This is a genomic window from Nocardia huaxiensis (assembly GCF_013744875.1).
Classification (GTDB): domain Bacteria; phylum Actinomycetota; class Actinomycetes; order Mycobacteriales; family Mycobacteriaceae; genus Nocardia; species Nocardia huaxiensis.
Genome location: NZ_CP059399.1, coordinates 433,161 through 451,293, shown reverse-complemented (window position 1 = coordinate 451,293; position 18,133 = coordinate 433,161). Strand labels below are relative to the sequence as shown.

The following is an 18,133-nucleotide window of genomic DNA, read 5'->3' as shown; positions in this document are numbered from 1 at the left end:
CTCGCCCAGTTCGGATGACACCATCCTGACGTAGATCCGTGAATCCGGCCAACTCTCGGAACAGCGATCTCGCGAGATCCGGGTGACGCACCGGGTTCGGCCGGAATCGGTGTCGCACTCGGCCGCGCGCAAAACTCGCGTGGCGGCGGAATAGAGTCGGGGACCGTGCGCGCAGACACCCGAGCGTTCCACCGCATCCGCCTCATCGCCCTGATCTCCGGGTTACTCGGATTTCTGCTGGCGGTGATCACGCCGATCCTGCCCGTGAAACAGGATCGGCCGACACTGGTGTGGCCGCAGGGCACCACCGCCAGCGTGGAGGCGCCGCTGGTTTCCTATGTGCCGCTGGACATGTCGGTGCAGTTGCCGAGCAGCATGTGGTTCGGCGCGGGCCTGCCGAGCGGGACGACGGTGTTCTCCACTGTGCCGGCCGCGTCCGGCAAGGCCGTGGACAAGGGCCTGGTGGTGCGGCTGGCGGACGACCCCGAGCAGGGCCGTCTGGTCGAGGTGCTGGTGCGCAACATCCCGCTGGTGTCGGTCCCGGAATCGAAGCTGGTCGATTTCTCGACGATCCTCATCCACTCCGATGCGACCGCGACGCGGGTCGAGGTCGTCGGGGCCGCCGGGGAAGCCGATGCGATCAAGGGCGGCGTCGACGGGGACAGTCGGCCGCAGGTGGTCGGGATGTTCACCGACCTGTCCACCGAGCAGATTCGCACCGCGCACGCCGAAGTTCACATCGACGCCCGATTCAGCTCCAGCCCCAGCCTGATCAAGCGGCTCGCCATTATCGGCGCGGTGCTGTTCACGGTGATCGCGCTGCTGGCCCTGCACATGCTCGACACCTCCGACGGTCGCAAGCCGCGCCGATTCCTGCCCGCGCACTGGTGGCGCATCCGGCTCGCCGACGTCGTGGTGGTGGGCACGCTGCTGGTCTGGCATGTCATCGGCGCGAACACCTCCGATGACGGCTACATCCTGAATATGGCTCGGGCCTCGAAGGATTCGGGGTACATGGCCAACTACTACCGGTGGTTCGGCGTCGCCGAAGCGCCGTTCGGGTGGCCGTACGAGGTGCTCGCGTGGATGACGCGGATCAGTGACGCCAGCCCGTGGATGCGGTTGCCCGCACTGCTGGCCGGCATCACCTGCTGGCTGGTGATCAGCCGGGAAGTGCTGCCGCGGCTGGGTTCTCGCGTGCGGCGCGACAATGTGGCGGTCTGGACGGCCGGGCTGGTGTTCCTGGCCGCGTGGCTGCCCTACGACAACGGCCTGCGGCCGGAACCGCTGATCGCGGCGGGCGCGCTGCTCACCTGGTGCTCCATCGAACGGGCCATTGCCACCGGACGTCTGCTGCCCGCCGCGCTGGCGGTGCTGATCGCGGCGTTCTCGCTGGCGGCCGGGCCGACCGGGCTCATCTGCATCGCGGCGCTGGTCGCGGGGTCGCGGCCGGTGCTGCAGGTGATCATCAAGCGCGCCCAGGGACAGGGGTCGGCGCTGCTGCGGTTCGGGGCGCTGTTCGCGCCGGGCGTGGCGGCCGGAACCCTGGTGCTGGTCGTCGTTTTCGCGGATCAGACCATTGCGACGGTCATGGAGGCCACCCGGGTGCGCACCCTGGTCGGGCCGAATGTGGCCTGGTTCGACGAGCGCACGCGCTGGGATTCGCTGCTCATGCTCTCCCCCGACGGGTCCCTCGCACGCCGGTTCGGGATTCTGGCCATGCTGCTGTGCCTGATCGTGTGCGTGGCCGTCATGCTGCGCAAGAACGGGCGGATTCCGGGGACTTCGCGCGGGCCGTCGACGCGGATTCTGGGCATCATCTTCATGTCGCTGTTCCTCATGATGTTCACGCCCACCAAGTGGACGCACCACTTCGGCGTGTACGCGGGGCTCGCGGGATCGGTGGCGGCGCTGGCCGCGGTCGCGGTGGGGGTCAACGGGATTCGGTCGCCGCGCAATCGGACGCTGTTCGCGGCGGCGGTGTTCTTCCTGCTGGCCATCACGTTCACCGGGCCGAACGGCTGGTGGTACGTGTCCAGCTACGGGGTGCCGTGGTTCGACAAGGCGCCGGTCATCGCCGGCAAGGGATTCTCCACGGGCTTCCTGGGATTGGCGGTGCTGTGCCTGCTCATCGCCGCCTACCAGCACTATCGGGAGCCGTACACGCAGCCGAAGCCGGTGCGCGGGTTCGACAAGTTCGCGAGCATGCCGCTCACCATCGCGGCGGCCGTGCTGGTGCTGTTCGAGGTGGCGTCCATGGCCAAGGGCGCGGTCACGCAGTACCCGGCGTACTCGGTGGCCAAGGGCAATATCGAAGCGCTGACCGGGAATCGGTGCGCGCTCGCCGACGACGTGCTGGTGGAGACGAATACCGCGGACTCGCTGCTGCAGCCGTGGACCGGTGCGGCCGCCGACGGATTGGCCGCGGAGAACACCGGATTCACGCCCGACGGCGTGGCGAGCGACCTCACCGCCGACGCCGAGGAAACCGTCATGGGTGGGGCCAACTCGGTCGGCAAGGACTCCGACAACAAGACCACCAACACCACCGGGGCCGGGACCGGCGGCGGGACCAGCGAGCAGGCCGGGATCAATGGCAGCACGGTCTCCCTGCCGTTCGGGTTGCAGGCCGACCGCACGCCGGTGCTCGGCAGTTACAGCGAAGACGAGCAGCAGGTTTCGCACCTCACCACGCAGTGGTACCGGCTCGATCTGAGCCAGAGCATGCGGGATGATCCGGCCTACAGGGTGCTGGTGGTGACCGCCGCCGGACGCATCAAGTCCATCGACAAGGACGGGGTCGAAACCTACGGACAGGATCTGTGGGTGCAGTTCGGCAATCGCGACGACGCCGGGAACTTCACCGAGCTCGCCAAACTGCGGCCCATCGACATCGGGCCGAACCCGTCCTGGCGGAACCTGCGCGTGCCCATCGATCAGATTCCGGTGCAGGCCAATGCCGTTCGCGTGATCGTGGACGACCGGGACATCACCCCGCGCCAGTGGGTGGCGATCACGCCGCCGCGGCTGCCCAAGCTCGCCACCCTGAATTCCGTTGTGGGCGAGACGGCTCCGGTGCTGGAGGACTGGCATGTCGGCCTGGCGTTCCCCTGCCAGCGGCCGTTCGACCATCACGACGGGGTGGCCGAGGTGCCGGAATGGCGCATTCTGCCCGACCGGGTGGGTTCGGACGCCTCCAATGCCTGGCAGGACGATATCGGCGGCGGACCGCTCGGCTGGACCGGCCTGCTGCTGAAGGCCCAGACCATTCCGTCGTACCTCGATGACGACTGGCATAGGGACTGGGGTTCGCTGGAGAAGTTCACGCCGTACGTACCCGACGCCAGCCCTCGTCCGGAGCTGAAGGTGACCGTCGAAACCGTCTCCGGGCTCGCCAAGGACGCCCCGATCAAGGCGCGGTAGAGGGACGGCCCCCACCCCGTCATCCCGGGACCCCAGCCCGTCATCCCGGCATGCTTTTGGCCGGGATCCACACCTTCGACGATCTCCGTCCCCCGTGTGGATCCCGGCCAAAAACGCGCCGGGATGACGAAGGGACTTGCGCCGAAGGTGAGGTGCAAAACAATGCCTGTCGCGCCGCGAGAGTGAACCGCGCCACTGGAAGCTCCGACAGATACCATCAGCAACCGTGCCCGACGCCTCTGCTGTTCTGACGAAGCCGGATATCCCGGCCGAGCCCCGAGTGACCCAGCGCGACTTCCGCGTCGCGAAGACGATCGCCATCGTCGCTGGTCTATTGGGTGCGCTGTTCGCACTAGCGACCCCGTTCCTGCCGGTGAAGCAGACCACCGCGGTGCTCGACTGGCCGCAGCACGGGACGCTCGGCAATGTGCAGGCGCCGCTCATGTCGCAGGTGCCGCTCGACCTGAGCGTCACCATCCCCTGTTCCGCGGTCGAGCAACTCGATCCGCGCGGCGGCATTCTGCTGGCAACCGCGCCGCCGCAGGGCAAGGGCGCGGACCTCGAGGCCATGTTCGTGCGCGTGTCGGGCGAGAGCGTGGACGTCCTCGATCGCAATGCGGTGGTGGCGACCGCGCCGCGCGCCGATATGGCCGGGTGCTCGCAGATCGTCATCGCCTCGGACAGCACGCGGACCGCCGCGACGTTCGAGGGGCTGACCCGCACCGTCGAGCGGCCCACCGCGGACGGCGGGCGCGAACTGGTCACCGAACCGCTGGGCGGTCAGCTGCTCGGGGATCTACGGCCGCAGGTGGTCGGCGTGTTCACCGATATGAAGGGCGATGTGCCGCAGGGGCTTTCGTTCCACATGACGGTGGATTCGCGATTCTCCTCGACGCCGACCGTGATCAAACTGGTCGCCATTATCGCGGCGGTGCTGCTGACGCTGCTGGCCATGGGCGCGCTCGGCGTGCTCGACACCAGTGACGGGCGCGGGCATCGGCGCATTCTGCCGGCGCACTGGCTGAAGCCCACCTGGGCGGACGGCGGTGTCATCGGCACACTGCTGCTGTGGCATTTCATCGGCGCGAACACCTCTGACGACGGCTACATCCTGACCATGGTCCGGGTGGCGCCGGACGCCGGATACATGGCCAACTACTTCCGCTGGTTCGGTGTGCCGGAAGCGCCGTTCGGCTGGTACTACTACGTCATTCAGGCGTTCGCCGAGATCTCCACGGCCAGCCCGTGGGTGCGAATTCCCGCGCTGCTCTGCGGAATTCTGTGCTGGCTGGTGATCAGCCGCGAGGTGGTGCCGCGGCTGGGGAACGCGGTCGCTCGCTCCAAGGTGGCGCTGTGGACGGGTGGGCTGGTGTTCCTGGCCTTCTGGCTGCCCTACGACAACGGGCTGCGCTCGGAGCCGATCGTGGCGCTGGGTGCGCTGCTGACCTGGGTTTCCATCGAACGGGCCATTGCCACTTCGCGTTTGCTGCCCGCCGCTGTGGCCGTTTTGATCGCGGCGTTCACGCTGGCTGCCGCACCGACCGGTCTGATGTGTGTGGCGGCCTTGCTCGCCGGAATCCGGCCGCTCGTGCGCATCGTGGTGAAACGGCATCGGCAGTTCGGCACCACCGCTCTGCTCGCACCGATCGGTGCCGCCGGAGTCCTGGTGCTGGTGGTCGTCTTCGGTGACCAGACCTTCTCCGGGATCATGGAGGCCAACCGGGTTCGCCAGGCCACCGGCCCGAACCTGGAGTGGTACAAGGACTATCTGCGCTACTACTACCTGTTCGTCGAGACCGTCGACGGGTCGCTGGCGCGCCGCTTCGCCTTCCTGGTCATGATCCTGTGCCTGGTCACCACCATGCTGGTGCTGCTGCGCCGGCGGCAGGTGGCGGGCGTCGCGAGCGCGCCGACGTGGCGGCTCATGGGCGTGGTCTTCGGAACCATCTTCTTCATGATGTTCAACCCGACCAAGTGGACGCACCACTTCGGCGCGTACGCGGGCATCGCGGGTTCGCTGGCGGCGGTGACGGCGGTCGCGGTGTCGACCACTGCGCTGCGGTCACCCAAGAACCGGTCGGTGTTCCTCGCCGGGCTGCTGTTCACGCTGGCGCTGGCGTTCTCGGGCATCAACGGCTACTGGTACGTGTCCAGCTACGGCGTGCCGTGGTACGACAAGCGCATCAGTTTTCAAGGGCACCAGTCGAATACGATCATGCTCATCCTGTTCGGGCTGGCCTTGGCGCTGGTCGCCTGGCATGCGCTGCGCGAAGGGTATGTGAAGGACGGGCCGACACCGAAGTGGATGGCGACGAGCCGGTTGATCCTCGGCTGGGCGGCCATCGTGCTGCCCGTGCTCGCAGCTTCAGCGCTCGCCCTGCGGACGGTGATGAACGACGGTTCGTCGAAGAAGGCGCTCATCCTGGTCGCACTCGGCGCCATCGCCTCGGTGGTCGTGTGGATCCTGTTGCGCAACAACGGCAAGGGCCTCACTGCCCTCGCCGCTGTGCCGCTGACCGTGATCGCCGCCCTCATGGTGGCCATCGAGGTGCTGTCCATGGCGAAGGGCGCGATATCCCAGTACCCCGCGTACTCGCTGGCCCGCAGCAACTTCGACGCCCTCGGCGGCAAAGCCTGCGGTCTCGCCAATGACGTGCTCGTGGAATCGGATGTCAACGGCTACAACCTGACCCCGATCATCGACCCCGCCAACCCGCCCAAGGACGGCGATCCGCTCGCCGGCGTGAGCCCGGTCGGCTTCTCCCCCAACGGAGTTCCCGAGAAACTCGACGCCGACAATGTCGAAGTGAAGCCCGGCACCGGCAACACCGCCACGCAAACCGTCGGCCCCGCCTTCGAAGAGGGCCAGAACGCCGGCACCGGCGGCGGCAAGGGCGCCGAAGGCGTCAACGGCTCCACCGTGAAACTCCCCTTCGGCCTCGACCCGGCGACCACTCCCGTCATGGGCTCCTGGCAGGACGGCGTGCAGCAGCCCGCGGTCCTCACCTCCAGCTGGTACGAGTTGCCCGCCCGCGCAGCCGACAAGCCTTTGATCGTCTTCTCCATCGCGGGTCGAGTCATGTCCTTCGACCAGGTCGGCAATATGACCTACGGTCAGGAACTCTTCCTCGAATACGGCAGGCGCAACCCGGACGGCACCGTCGACTACCTCGGCAAATACCGTCCCCTCGACGTAGGCCCCGCCCCCTCCTGGCGCAACGCCCGCGTCCCCATGGACCAAATCCCCGCCAACGCCGACGTGGTCCGCATCTTCGCCCGCGACCCCATCCTCATCGGCGACCAGTGGCTCGCCTTCACCCCGCCCCGCATAACGCCCGCGTCCCCATGGACCAAATCCCCGCCAACGCCGACGTGGTCCGCATCTTCGCCCGCGACCCCATCCTCATCGGCGACCAGTGGCTCGCCTTCACCCCGCCCCGCATGCCGAAGATGCAAACCCTCGACAGCGTGATCGGCCACGACCAACCCGTCCTCCTGGACTGGGCAGTCGGCCTCCAATTCCCCTGCCAGCAACCGTTCAACCACCTCAACGGCGTGGCCACCGTCCCCAACTACCGCATCCTCCCCGACCGCCCCCTCGCCATCACCTCCACCAACACCTGGCAGGCCGAGGAATTCGGTGGCCCCCTGGGCTTCTCGGAGATGCTGGCCTCCTCCCAAACCATCCCCACCTACCTGAAGGACGACTGGGCGAGGGACTGGGGCTCTTTGGAGAAGTACACCCAGTACTACTCCGACGCGAAACCCGCCGAACTCCAAACCAGCACTGAAACCCGCTCCGGCTGGTGGTCCCCCGGCAAGATGCGAGTCTTCTGACCGGAGAACGAACAACGCCCCCGAGTCCAACTCGGGGGCGTTTTCGCGCTTGCCGGGATAGGCTTATACCTTGCTAAGATGGAATGGTCAAACAAACGCCAAGGCCCTTTTGGCTGATAGGCTTGTTTGACACCTTTATGGATCTGAGCTAGGGGTTCATCCGTGGTCGATGTGCGCAGTGATCTACTGTCCCTGCTGCGGCATGCCGGCGTCCACGTCGCTGCGGGAACTCACGAAGAACTCTTGCTCAAAACACCTGACGACCGCGTTGTCGCAGTCCAGATCAAAGCAACTCAGCGGCGCTTGACCTTGGCCACGATAGCGCCTGCAATGGCTGCCCAGCAGTCGCATCCTTCTCAGGTTCGCCTGCTCTACATCGCAAGTTCCGCGAGCGACGAATCGGTTGCGGCAGCCGCAGCCGGTGCGTTCGATCTGGTCACTACAGATCCGCCGCGCGTCGTCATCGCAGGCCAGGTGCTCACTGAAGCACCTGAACCTCAGTCGTGGTCCTCGGACAGACGCCCAGCGTGGGGGCAGTGGGCGATTCTGCGAGTCCTGGCCCTCTCCACCCGCCCGCTACGGCAAAACGAGCTGTCGACCATCATCGGCATCAGTCAACAAGCCGTGTCGCACGCACTACGCAAAATGCCAGGCGTCACCCAGACGCGGAACGGCACGCTCGCCGCTGACGGCGCGCTCGACATGTGGGGCCACGACTACCCTGGACCTGGCGGGACCGTCAGCCATTGGTACGGGCTCGACGACCCCTCGACACAGGTGACCAAAGCACACCAGCTGCTCGACGAGCTCGAACTTCCCTCGGTGGTCTCCGGGGACATCGCGGCGGACACCTACGCACCGTGGCAATTGCCGACCAGTGTCCGGCTGTACGTGCCCGAAATCATCGACTTCACACCAATCGGGTTCTCCCCCGCAGACCCCGAAAACGCCACAATGTCAGTCGCTGTACCCGAAGATCCCACCGTGATGCACACCGCTGCAATGCTTTCCGCGAATCCCCGCACCGACCGCCATCACCTGGCGGACGCGGCCATCACCTGGTGGGACCTGTTACACACCAGTCGATCCACCACCGCCCGCGAAGCTGCCGACCGGCTGAAGACCGAAATCGCAACCGGAGCCTTTGGTGCCTGACCTGCGCAACGTCGATATCCATATCCGATCCACCAGCAACGCCTCCGATCGAGGATTCCTCGCCCTAGCCGATCTCCACTCCGCGACCGCACACCTGGATGCCAGTACCTACCGGATCATCGGCGGTCACATGGTCCAAATGCTCCAGCACGCATATCCCTTGCAGGACTGGCAGTTACGAGGCACCGCCGATGCCGACGCCGGAATCGACAATCAAACTCTGGTTGCCACTCAGGCGCACCTCGATGAACATCTCCTGCGGCTGGGATACACGCTGCAATCGGGTAACCGCTACAGCCGCGCCAGCGGCACCGGACAGCTCGATGTGGACATCCTTGTCGCCTACGGCCGACCTGGTCGCACCATGACCGATCGCAGTGTCGAGATCGGAAACAGGACCATGGACTCGGCCCCCGGCCTGCACCTCGCCATCGAAGCGGATGCGCTGCTGATCAACGCCACTGTCGATCTGAAATCGACTGAGCAGATCCAGTTTCGGGTACCGATACCTGATGTCGAGGCAGCCGTCATTCTCAAGGCGTTGACCTGGAAGTCCCGCATGGAAGGCAAAGACGTCGCAGACCTGGCCACCTTGTTCGAGATCACCCACCAGCACCGCCCTGCACTGCGTACCTGGAAACTCGAGCCCACCGCCCGGAGCACCCGCGGTGAGACCATCGTGGCCTTGCGCCTACTGGTCCAAAACCTCGACCAGGGCCGCTGGCGTGAAGCCCTTACAGGCAAGGCTTCCACCGCCCGGCTCGCCTCCCTCATCCGTGCACACGCGGGACTCTGAGAAGTGTGGTGGTCACCGGACAAGAGGCGAGTCTTCTGACCGAAGAACAAACAACGCCCCCGAGCTCCACTCGGGGGCGTTGTGCTGTTCGGGTCAGTGTTCCCAGATCCGTCCGGCGATGAACCGGTCCCACTGCTCGCCGGTGAAGAAAAGCTCTGGGCCTCCGGGGTTCTTCGAGTCGCGGACTCCGACCGCATCGTCAGCGTGGTAGACCTCCACGCATTGTTTGGCCCCCTCCGACCTGCTCGATTTGTACCACTCGCCCCGGACAGACTTCTTCACGCCGCGTACTCCTTCGCAACTTGAAGCAGGAGCTCTCTCGTACCCTGCTCTGTCAACGCTACAGCCCGCAGGCCATCGATGGCCTGCTGATATTGGCCCACCTCGTCGGCATGCTCATGAAACATGCTGCCGATCGCCCCCTCGACAAAGACAACCGGCGGAAGCGACAGCCCACTGGCTCCCTTCGGAAACCCGAGCAGGGTGAACGCGAGAATCGCCAAACCCGCATGCGGGCCCACCGAATACGGAACGACACGGATGCTGACATTGTCGCGCTCGCCGACCTCGATCATCGATCGAAGTTGTGCCGCCATCACCGACGGAACGCCGGGCTGATGACGCAGCACCGCCTCGGATAGAACGACATTCAGGCTGAAATCGCGTTCATCCAAACGTGTTTGGCGACGCGCGGTGAGTTCGACGCGGCGTTCGACATCGACCGCCGACAATCCCGGCTCGGTCATTCGTATGATTGCGCGGCGGTAATCCGGAGTTTGAAGCATGCCCGGAACGATCACCAACTGATGTGAAAATATCCTGTCGGCCGCACCCTCCAGCCGAAGGAACTTCGGGAAGTTCGGGGCGACCTGGTCCGAGTACGCCTTCCAGAAACCTTTCGAATTCCCTTGCGCCTTAGCGGTTTTATCCTGATCTCGCACCTCTTGCCAAAGCGCAAGCGCGGCGGTCCGTTCGTCCGGCGTGGCCTCGTAGAAGTCCAGCAGGCTCCTGATGTGGATCGTGCCGAGCTTCGTGGGTGTCCCCTCCTCCAGTCGAATTATCACCTGCCTGGAGATCTCCAGATGCAGCGCCGCCGCGCCCTGTGCAGGGTGCGGCGCTTTCTCGCGCAGCCCTTTCATGAAATTGCCAAAATCCATGCGAGAGACCGTCAAACCGGCCATTTCGTTAGCCTCGCTATCCGGGCGACGATTGCTGCGGACATGTCCGCATAGGACATCCATCGTATTTGACGTGTTGTCCGCCAGGGACGTCTTTCTCACATCATCCTGGATGTGCATCGAAATACAGCTATCGAGCATGCATTGCGAGGAGTGCGAAATGTCTTGGGAGACTTGGGTGCTCGTGGCGCTCACCGTATTGTGCGCAACAGTGGCCGTCTGGGGGTTCCTCGGAGGTGATCGGGCGAGCAACGCCCGATTTCTCCGACTCGCCTACCTCGACGGCTCGCGATACCTCGAAGTCCCCGCCTCCGGCGGAGCAGGCCGGTGGCACCGAGGCCAACACCGGGCAGCGTGACCAGCGATGACCTACGAACGCTCGGTGTTGAAACACGAACGCGGCCAGTTCCATCAGGCGATGGAGTACGCCGGAACCATCCGCAGCATGCTGTGGAGCCACCGCAACTGCGTCGCGGGCAACGGCGACACCGCCGAATCCTGCAGCCGCCGAACCTATCTCCTCGAAATCCGCCACCAGAATGGTTGAATATTCCCATTACCCGGACCGGATGCACCATCCGAGACAGCGGAAGTGATCGAGTTTCCAGCCGATCGGCGGCCCCCCGGCCGCGTGCTACCGCTGCGACAGAGATGGTGAGGAGAAGGGCAACTCCTCCACGCAGTTCACGGCACGTGTCTGCGGACATACAGACACCGGCGAGCCGATCGTCGTCGAAGGCCGCCACGTCGGTGAAATGGCCCTCGCACACATACCCGTCACCACCCGAGCACTCGTTCCACCATGATGGCTGGCTCGCCACCAAGTTCGATATGGTCGAAAACCACCTCCTCGGTTGCGATTTCGACATAGCAATCGTCTGCTGTCGTAGACCAACGCACCGACGCCCGGGATCTCGACGCCGCCGGACGTCAACAGGCCGGTACGACATCCGGCGAAACATCCGCGCCCAGTCGTCGGAACCGCGGCGGCGGCTACTACCGAGTTCCAGCTACAGGCGCTACCTCGTAAGGTGATCTTGCTGGATCAATGAGACAGGTGATTCGTGGCTACAACAGTGACCGGCCTGACGCACGAGGACTGCGGAACAATCGGTTTCGTTCTCAGCTGTCTGTTCGATCAGGTAATCGACATGGCCGAACTGCGGACATGGTGTGAGCACGTCATCATTACCAATGCGATGGAAGACATCCCGCAATACATCTTCGACCTGGCCAGCGTCGACGACATCTCGAAGGTATCCGGTGTCCCCTCGGATTCAGACCGCCGTATGAACTCTCACCGCAGGAAGATGCTGCGCTCTACGGCATAGCCTTCCACCGCGGCCTCAAGGTCTACGACCCACCGGTCAGCCGAGGCTCGGCCCTCGAAACCCTGCGCCGCAGACCCGATGTCCTGCACCAGTTCCGAGATATCTTCCCGTTCGTCGACCTCCCCGCGTAGATCTCGGAACATACTATTCTGCCGAGTTGAGTGCGTTCGGCACGGCCGGACGGCTGAGGCGACGGGCTGCTGAACAAACCATGGCCACGATGGAGGCATGGTTATGTGTCGGTACATATCGATAGATTCCGGTCATGGCTATTGGAGAACTGCAACGGGCGGCCCTGTTCGAGATCGTCGAACTGTGGTCCCCGTTTGTAGATGAATCGCGTTCGGACTTGGCGGCTGTGCTGGACGACGACGATGATCAAGGTCCGGAGGGCGTGCTCGTCGACTCCCTGCGTGGATACTGCTTGACCTACTGCGATTGGAAGTCGGATCCGCCGGAGATCCGGAGCTATCTGGAGCGGTTGCCGCTCTGCCCGCCAGAACTGACGTGGGAGTGGTACGACTGGAATGACCAGGGCCGTTGGGATCCCGACGATCTCCGGAAGTTCCTGTGGCCCTTGGCCGACCGCTGTCTAACGCTCGGTGTCGCTGTCGTCGGCGTCTATGTCGACGGGGACGGGTTCACCCTGGGCTTCATCGGGGTAGACAAGCTCGATCGTCTGCTCAAACTGGCCGCGACCGCCGAAGCGAAGATCTATGTTCATCGGACGGGTGCGCCGCTGCCCTGACGTTTGCGGTTGGGCGTCCGGACTGCACACTGTCATGCCGCTTCCCGCGCTGAGCGATGCAGCCATACGATCGGCGTCGAAGATCGCTGGGGCCGACTGTATTTGATCTTCCAGCCGCTGCAACGGATCGAGAAGGTGCACCGCAGCCTTGTCGGCGGGCGGGTTAGGGTAGGCGGCGCCCGCTCGGGTTCCGGCCCGCAGTGTCTGCCTTGGGCGGCCTGGGGCAAAGGGGGGTGGCTGGACGGTCCCTCTGGTACGCCTCAGGGAGCGGAGTAGACGCTCGATCCCACCCCCTCCACCCCTCCTGCGAGCATCCTGCACTGCCGCAACGCGGGGGCTTGGAGGGAGTCTCGGCGGGTCTACTGGCGAAAGGGCACCATCCGGTACTCGATTTCGAGCGTGTGCCCTAAAGGAAGGTCTCCAGAACGGTTTCGCAGAAGGCGGTGTCGACTGCGTTGTCGGGGATTAGCTGGTCTGCCTCAACCAGTAGAGCCAGCGCCCGATTTGTCATGTCCATGTCGACGAAGTGGTCGAGTTCGAAACAGGCCATGCCTTCCCAGATCAGCTCCTCAGCTCGATCCTGAGGTTCATGATCGCGGATGTGCCACCACACGCGGTCCAGCCGCACCGTTGCGGTGAACTCGTCGAGAATCCCGAGCCGCCACGAACGTCCGACCAACCCGCAGACTGCATCCCAGAATCCCGGAGCCGGCAGTGCGCCCATATCCTGTCCGGACTGCACCCGCAGGTGCCGCACAGCTTGATCCACACTCGGGCGCCGGATCGACGTCATAGCGGCCAACGCGAGCGCGGCAGGCCAGTCACCTCCCAGCGCCACAACAGGTTTGGCGAGCTCCATCCATTCCACGTTGTCGAAACAGACACCGAACCGGGGATCGGTCAAGGCGTGAACCACTTGCGCCAATCCAGCCTTCCCCACCTGCCGGCTCATGTCTGCGCCAGGTCATTGGACCCGAACTTCGCAACTACATGATCACCTACGCCCGCGCGAACCGAACTGGCCCGAGTGGAGTCGTCGCTGTTCGACCCGTTCACCGCTGCTCGGCACGCCACTGACCGGGCGGCGGTGTTTCTGCAGGCGGAGCCGGCTGGTGTGGCAGAGCTATGCCATACCGTTGCATGTTGTAGTAGTCCAAAGGGGTTGGCGTCACGTTCGCGGCGCTGGGCTGGGGGTTCTTCCCTCGTATGGTCGTCAGGATCCAGATTGCTCCGCCGAAGACCACGAATCCGGCTATGGCCCCGATCAAGACCGGCTCCGCAGGTCCTGTCGCCTTCTGTTCGTCATAGCTCCGGGTCTCCGATTCGCCGCCTCGGGTAACGATGCATTTGTCGCCCGATCGCATCTCGTCGAACCCGCACATGGTCTTGCCTTGGATCGACAATCCCCAGAAGACAGCGACAACGATGCCCAGCACACCCAGCACGATCGCGAGGATCCCCATGGAGATTCGGGTCAAAAAAGTCTCGCGATCCATAACGCCTTCCTCGCATTCATTCGGGCACAGCCGCGCTATGTGACATCTCGGGTCTCCACCCCAACAACCCCACCACACAACCCAACTCGGGGTGTGTGGTTTATCCGCCGAAGGGGCTCATCCCCTGTTGGCACCGGAAGTACTTGGAGATCAGATCTGCGTCGGACGGCATTCCGGGCATGGGGGCGCTCATCGCGATACCCATGCCTACGAGGCCTCCGATGATGATTCCGGCCAGCATTCCAGGGAGCACCAGGAACGGAGCGCCGATCAGTATTCCGATTATCACGCCGACCGTGGTGCCGAGAGTGGCGTTCCAGCAGTACATTCGCTGTTCGGAGGTCAGGGGCTCCTGCGCGATGTCAGCGGCTGTTTCGGTTGACCCGGCTGAGGCAATCGTGACAGCTTGATCCGAATCCGTGAGCTGCGCCGTGAACGAGACGACCCGATCGGCCATGCGGAAAGTCAACGGGACCTGGCCGATCAGCTGACCAGAATTGTTGCTGATATCCAGGGAGTCACCATTCATGGCGAAGTGCCCGCCGGTTACCGCCACTCGGATCGAGGACTCTCCCGCTGCGGGGCTCGACACCACGTAGTCGACTCCGGAGTCGGTTCCGTGCGTCGGTTCCGCCGGTGCGCCATTGGCAACACCTGCCACGATCGCCGTGCTCGCCGCCGCGATCAATGCTGTGACGGCAAGTCGGTTGAGCTTCACTGCATTTGCCCTTTGCTGTATTCGATGTTCCGAGTGGACCAGAGCGGAACCGCCGTTCCGTGAGCCGGTGCGGCGGCCGCCGTATTTGTGAATAGCCATGACCCGCATGGCATGTGGAAGCTGCCGACAGAATGGGTGAATCGCTGGAACTGTCGGTCGCGCGCTCTGAATTCCTCCCCGAGCGGGTGGACCCCGCTGCCGCCGGAACGCTATCACATGAATCATGCCTAGAGTCAACGGCTGTATGTGCCGAAATCTACTGAGTTGCAACAACTGTCGCTCACTACGAACGGGTTCGTCGGACGCGGCGCATACGATGCCGGCGTGAGTGATCAACTTCTGGCTGAAGCGCATCGATTCCTTGATTGGGCCAGGGCGGAAGGTGCACGCCTCGATGGGTCCGATCTGAGTGTCCTGTTTGTTCAGGGGGTCGTCGAATCGATGGCCGAAGACACCGAAGAAGCGCCTTCCCTGCGCGCGGTCAAACTGCTGGGGTACTCGGTTTACCTGGCTGAACTATTGGCCCGAACTTGCCCTGGTGTCCGTTGCGTCATCGATGGTGAGGGAATGCGTCTGGATGATGTGCGCGCAGTCGATGATGCCGGGGTCGTCCAGTTCACGCTGAACTGGATCTACAACTGCCTCGACGACCCGGACGGTGACGATCTCGGGTTCAAATTCATCTGCGCGCTACGTGACTTCGGAGAACTGGAGCGCGCCCGCCACTTGAAGGATCTTCTCGGATACGAAGGCTGACAGCCTCGGCTCACCGGATCGCGCCGCCCGATGTGAGGGTGACGTAGGGCACGCGCCACACTGAAGCTCATGGTGAACGTGCAACTCGGTGATGTGGCGACTTGGTACAACGTCCACGGGGATGGGGAGCCGCTGGTGCTGTTGCACGGGGGGTTTGTGGATTCTCGGATGTTCCAGCCGGCGCTGCCGATGTTGGTGGATCGGTTTCACGCATATCGGGTGGATCGGCGGGGGCATGGGCATACGCCGGATGTCGATGGGCCTATGACTTATGACGGCATGGCTGATGACATGATCGCGTTCCTCGAGAAGGTGGTTGGGGAGGCTGCGCATCTTGTTGGGCACAGTGATGGGGCGAATGTGGCGCTGATGGTGGCGTTGAAGCGGCCTGATCTGGTGCGGAAGCTGGTGTTGATCAGCGGGAACTTCCACCATGAGGGGATGCTGCCGGGGGTGCTCGACGGGTTCGACAGTCCGGAGACCATTGAATTTCTGGGGAGCCGGTACGGGGAGGTGTCACCCGATGGGGAGGACCACTATCCGGTGGTGGTCGCGAAGATTATCGAGATGGGGCGGACGCAGCCGACACTCACCAGCGCGGATCTGGCCGGGGTGCGGGCGCGCACGCTGGTGGTTTCCGGGGACGATGACGCGATTGCGCTGGAGCACACGCTGGAGCTTTATCGCGGGATTCCGGATTCGGAGTTGGCCGTTGTCCCCGGGACCTCACATCTGTTGGTCATGGAGAAGCCGGAGCGGGTTTATCCGCTGATCGCCGACTTCCTGCTGAATGATCCGGTTCCTACGCGGCAGCCGATCCGGCGGGCGTAGGACGGTTATTCAGTCGATGTGGGCTACCCACTCGTAGACGGGGAGGCTGCCCTCGGGGGTTTCCTGCCAGCGCGGCGTCACCTTGAAGCGCTCGTAGCCGCCGTTGTGCGCCACCCGCAGTTCGATGCCGGGTGGCGTGATGGGGACGATACGGGTGGGCAGACCATCCGGTCCACCTTCGAGCAAAGCCTTCGGTGAGCTACTCATAGCTGAAGGCTCTCATATCCGGGGTGCACGCCCACCTGATTCCAGCCAATCGGCGCGTCGATTACAGGGGTAGCAGGTGGTGTTTGCGAGGATTGCGGGCTTGCTTCTTGTCGCGCAGGAGATGGAGGGCGCGGCGGATCTCCAGGCGGGTGGTGGCCGGTTCGATGACCGCGTCGATGTAGCCGCGCTCGGCCGCCACCCAGGGGGTTGCCACCGTCGCGTTGTAGAAGTCGATCATCTGCTGGCGCATGGCGGCGCGCTGATCCTCCGGGGCGGCCTCCAAAGACTTTGCGCCGATGAGGCTTACGGCGCTCTCCGCGCCCATGACGGCGATGCGGGCCGTCGGCCAAGCCAGGTTGACGTCCGCGCCCAGCTGTTTGGAACCCATCACCGCGTAGCCGCCGCCGTAGGACTTGCGGATCACCACCGTGACCTTGGGGACCGTGGCCTCCACGAAGGAGAAGATGAAACGGCCGCCACGCTTGATGACGCCGATCTTCTCCTGCTCCACACCGGGTAGGAAGCCGGGGGTGTCGACCACGAAGACCAGGGGGATTTCGAAGGCGTCGCAGATGCGGACGAAATGCGCGGCCTTGTCGGAGGCGCGGGCATCCAGGGCACCCGCGTAGACCATGGGCTGATTGGCGACCACGCCCACGCTGCGGCCGTCCACGCGGGCGAAACCGCAGATGACGTTCTTGCCCGCGGACTCACCGAACTCGTGGAAGTCGCCGTCGTCGAAGATGCGGATGAGGATCTCGTGCATGTCGTAGCCGGCATTGTCGGCATCCGGGACGATGCCGTTCAATTCCAGGTCCGTGTCCGTGAGTTCCGGCTCCAGACCGGGATTCACGATCGGCGGCAGTTCCTGACAGCTGGACGGCAGGAAGCTCAGGTAATCCCGCACCCATTGGAACGCTGCCGCTTCATCTTTCGCGACGTGGTGGATATTGCCGTACTGGGCTTGGCTGTTCGCGCCGCCCAGCTCTTCGAGGCTCACATCCTCGCCGGTGACCTCGCGAATCACCTTGGGGCCGGTGACGAACATGTACGCCTGCTCGGTCGCCACCACCACATCGGTATTGATCGGCGCGTACACCGCACCGCCCGCGCAGCTGCCCAGAATCATCGAAATCTGCGGCACCAGACCGGAAAGCGGCTCCTGGCGGCGGCCCAGCTCCGCATACCAGGCCAGCGATGTGACCGCCTCCTGCACGCGCGCGCCACCGGAATCATTGATGCCGACCACCGGACAGCCCACCTTGGCCGCGAATTCCATGATGTAGGCGACCTTGCGGCCGAACATCTCGCCGACCGAACCGCCGTAGACGGTCTGGTCGTGCGAGAAGACGGCGACGGGGCGGCCCTCGACCAGACCGTGGCCGACCACCACACCATCGCCGTACAGGGCGTTCTTGTCGCCCGGATTGCGCACCAGCGCACCGATTTCCACGAAAGTTCCCGGATCGAGCAGCATATTGATCCGGTCGCGAGCGGAAGGAATGCCCTTCCGCTCGCGTTTGGCCACTCCCGCAGCTCCCGCCGGTTCTCTCGCGACCTCCAGCTTCTGTCGCAGATCGGCGAGTTTCTCGGCGGTAGTGCTCACGGGGCTCCTTTCGGCGTAAAACCTACTTTCGCAGAACCTGTTTCGCGGTGG

Annotated in this window: 15 protein-coding genes and 2 pseudogenes; 10 read left to right on the top strand and 7 right to left on the bottom strand. The window is 64.3% G+C overall.

Annotated features, from left to right (window positions below; all coding sequences use genetic code 11):
- The first annotated feature begins 165 nt into the window (after positions 1-165).
- The 5 genes and pseudogenes from H0264_RS02010 (at position 166) to H0264_RS01985 (ending at position 9,211) form a co-directional block, all read left to right on the top strand.
- Positions 166-3,423 carry an arabinosyltransferase domain-containing protein gene (locus tag H0264_RS02010; protein WP_181582383.1) on the top strand — a complete coding sequence of 1,086 codons (3,258 nt, stop codon included), beginning with the start codon at positions 166-168 and terminating at the stop codon, positions 3,421-3,423.
- Between the two features lie 226 nt (positions 3,424-3,649).
- Positions 3,650-6,754, top strand: a pseudogene (locus tag H0264_RS02005) (arabinosyltransferase domain-containing protein); the annotation flags it as partial.
- A gap of 113 nt (positions 6,755-6,867) precedes the next feature.
- A pseudogene (locus tag H0264_RS01995) lies at positions 6,868-7,260 on the top strand (arabinosyltransferase C-terminal domain-containing protein); the annotation flags it as partial.
- Between the two features lie 162 nt (positions 7,261-7,422).
- Positions 7,423-8,415: a helix-turn-helix domain-containing protein gene (locus H0264_RS01990; RefSeq protein ID WP_181582382.1), complete on the top strand. Its 993-nt coding sequence runs from the start codon at positions 7,423-7,425 to the stop codon at positions 8,413-8,415.
- Entirely contained in the window at positions 8,408-9,211 is an 804-nt protein-coding gene (locus H0264_RS01985; protein WP_181582381.1) for a hypothetical protein, read from the top strand. The genes H0264_RS01990 and H0264_RS01985 overlap by 8 nt, the downstream gene beginning before the upstream one ends.
- 93 nt (positions 9,212-9,304) lie before the next feature.
- Here the strand turns inward: H0264_RS01985 and H0264_RS01980 are convergent, their stop codons facing one another.
- Both H0264_RS01980 and H0264_RS01975 read right to left on the bottom strand, forming a co-directional pair.
- Positions 9,305-9,493, bottom strand: coding sequence for a DUF397 domain-containing protein (locus H0264_RS01980; protein ID WP_181582380.1), 189 nt, complete (start codon positions 9,491-9,493; stop codon positions 9,305-9,307).
- Entirely contained in the window at positions 9,490-10,368 is an 879-nt protein-coding gene (locus H0264_RS01975) for a DUF5753 domain-containing protein (protein WP_181582379.1), read from the bottom strand. The genes H0264_RS01980 and H0264_RS01975 overlap by 4 nt, the downstream gene beginning before the upstream one ends.
- 385 nt (positions 10,369-10,753) lie before the next feature.
- On the opposite strand from H0264_RS01975, the gene H0264_RS01970 reads away from it, so the two are divergent.
- The 3 genes from H0264_RS01970 to H0264_RS01960 all read left to right on the top strand — a co-directional run bounded on the left by H0264_RS01970 (position 10,754) and on the right by H0264_RS01960 (position 12,468).
- Complete coding sequence (locus H0264_RS01970) at positions 10,754-10,936, top strand: hypothetical protein (RefSeq protein ID WP_181582378.1); 183 nt, start codon at positions 10,754-10,756, stop codon at positions 10,934-10,936.
- A 517-nt stretch (positions 10,937-11,453) separates the two neighbouring features.
- A complete protein-coding gene (locus H0264_RS01965) occupies positions 11,454-11,720 on the top strand; it encodes a hypothetical protein (protein ID WP_181582377.1) in 267 nt (88 codons plus the stop codon).
- 265 nt (positions 11,721-11,985) lie between these two features.
- The gene (locus tag H0264_RS01960; protein ID WP_181582376.1) at positions 11,986-12,468 is read left to right on the top strand and encodes a DUF6630 family protein; all 483 of its coding nucleotides are present in this window, start codon (positions 11,986-11,988) and stop codon (positions 12,466-12,468) included.
- Between the two features lie 406 nt (positions 12,469-12,874).
- Here the strand turns inward: H0264_RS01960 and H0264_RS01955 are convergent, their stop codons facing one another.
- From H0264_RS01955 to H0264_RS01945, 3 genes are all read right to left on the bottom strand, one after another.
- Complete coding sequence (locus H0264_RS01955; RefSeq protein WP_181582375.1) at positions 12,875-13,420, bottom strand: hypothetical protein; 546 nt, start codon at positions 13,418-13,420, stop codon at positions 12,875-12,877.
- A 100-nt stretch (positions 13,421-13,520) separates the two neighbouring features.
- Positions 13,521-13,964, bottom strand: a complete 444-nt coding sequence (locus H0264_RS01950; RefSeq protein ID WP_181582374.1) for a hypothetical protein — start codon at positions 13,962-13,964, stop codon at positions 13,521-13,523.
- A gap of 100 nt (positions 13,965-14,064) precedes the next feature.
- Complete coding sequence (locus H0264_RS01945; RefSeq protein WP_181582373.1) at positions 14,065-14,781, bottom strand: DUF8020 domain-containing protein; 717 nt, start codon at positions 14,779-14,781, stop codon at positions 14,065-14,067.
- A gap of 225 nt (positions 14,782-15,006) precedes the next feature.
- Between H0264_RS01945 and H0264_RS01940 the strand changes: the two genes are divergently transcribed.
- A complete protein-coding gene (locus H0264_RS01940; RefSeq protein ID WP_181582372.1) occupies positions 15,007-15,438 on the top strand; it encodes a hypothetical protein in 432 nt (143 codons plus the stop codon).
- Positions 15,439-15,507: 69 nt separating this feature from the next.
- Positions 15,508-16,269 (top strand): alpha/beta fold hydrolase, encoded by a 762-nt coding sequence (locus tag H0264_RS01935; protein ID WP_181582371.1) that lies wholly within the window; start codon positions 15,508-15,510, stop codon positions 16,267-16,269.
- 9 nt (positions 16,270-16,278) lie between these two features.
- On the opposite strand, the gene H0264_RS01930 is transcribed toward H0264_RS01935, so the two are convergent.
- A complete protein-coding gene (locus H0264_RS01930) occupies positions 16,279-16,476 on the bottom strand; it encodes a DUF5988 family protein (RefSeq protein ID WP_181582370.1) in 198 nt (65 codons plus the stop codon).
- Positions 16,477-16,537: 61 nt separating this feature from the next.
- Positions 16,538-18,082 carry an acyl-CoA carboxylase subunit beta gene (locus tag H0264_RS01925; RefSeq protein WP_181582369.1) on the bottom strand — a complete coding sequence of 515 codons (1,545 nt, stop codon included), beginning with the start codon at positions 18,080-18,082 and terminating at the stop codon, positions 16,538-16,540.
- Positions 18,083-18,133: the final 51 nt, after the last annotated feature.

Excerpts from the sequence above, each read along its gene's own strand:
- H0264_RS01975 (WP_181582379.1), bottom strand. The coding sequence starts at position 10,368 with ATGGATTTTGGCAATTTCATGAAAGGGCTGCGCGAGAAAGCGCCGCAC.
- H0264_RS01970 (WP_181582378.1), top strand. The coding sequence starts at position 10,754 with ATGACCTACGAACGCTCGGTGTTGAAACACGAACGCGGCCAGTTCCAT.
- H0264_RS01960 (WP_181582376.1), top strand. The coding sequence starts at position 11,986 with ATGGCTATTGGAGAACTGCAACGGGCGGCCCTGTTCGAGATCGTCGAA.
- H0264_RS01955 (WP_181582375.1), bottom strand. The coding sequence starts at position 13,420 with ATGAGCCGGCAGGTGGGGAAGGCTGGATTGGCGCAAGTGGTTCACGCC.
- H0264_RS01950 (WP_181582374.1), bottom strand. The coding sequence starts at position 13,964 with ATGGATCGCGAGACTTTTTTGACCCGAATCTCCATGGGGATCCTCGCG.
- H0264_RS01945 (WP_181582373.1), bottom strand. The coding sequence starts at position 14,781 with ATGGCTATTCACAAATACGGCGGCCGCCGCACCGGCTCACGGAACGGC.
- H0264_RS01935 (WP_181582371.1), top strand. The coding sequence starts at position 15,508 with ATGGTGAACGTGCAACTCGGTGATGTGGCGACTTGGTACAACGTCCAC.
- H0264_RS01930 (WP_181582370.1), bottom strand. The coding sequence starts at position 16,476 with ATGAGTAGCTCACCGAAGGCTTTGCTCGAAGGTGGACCGGATGGTCTG.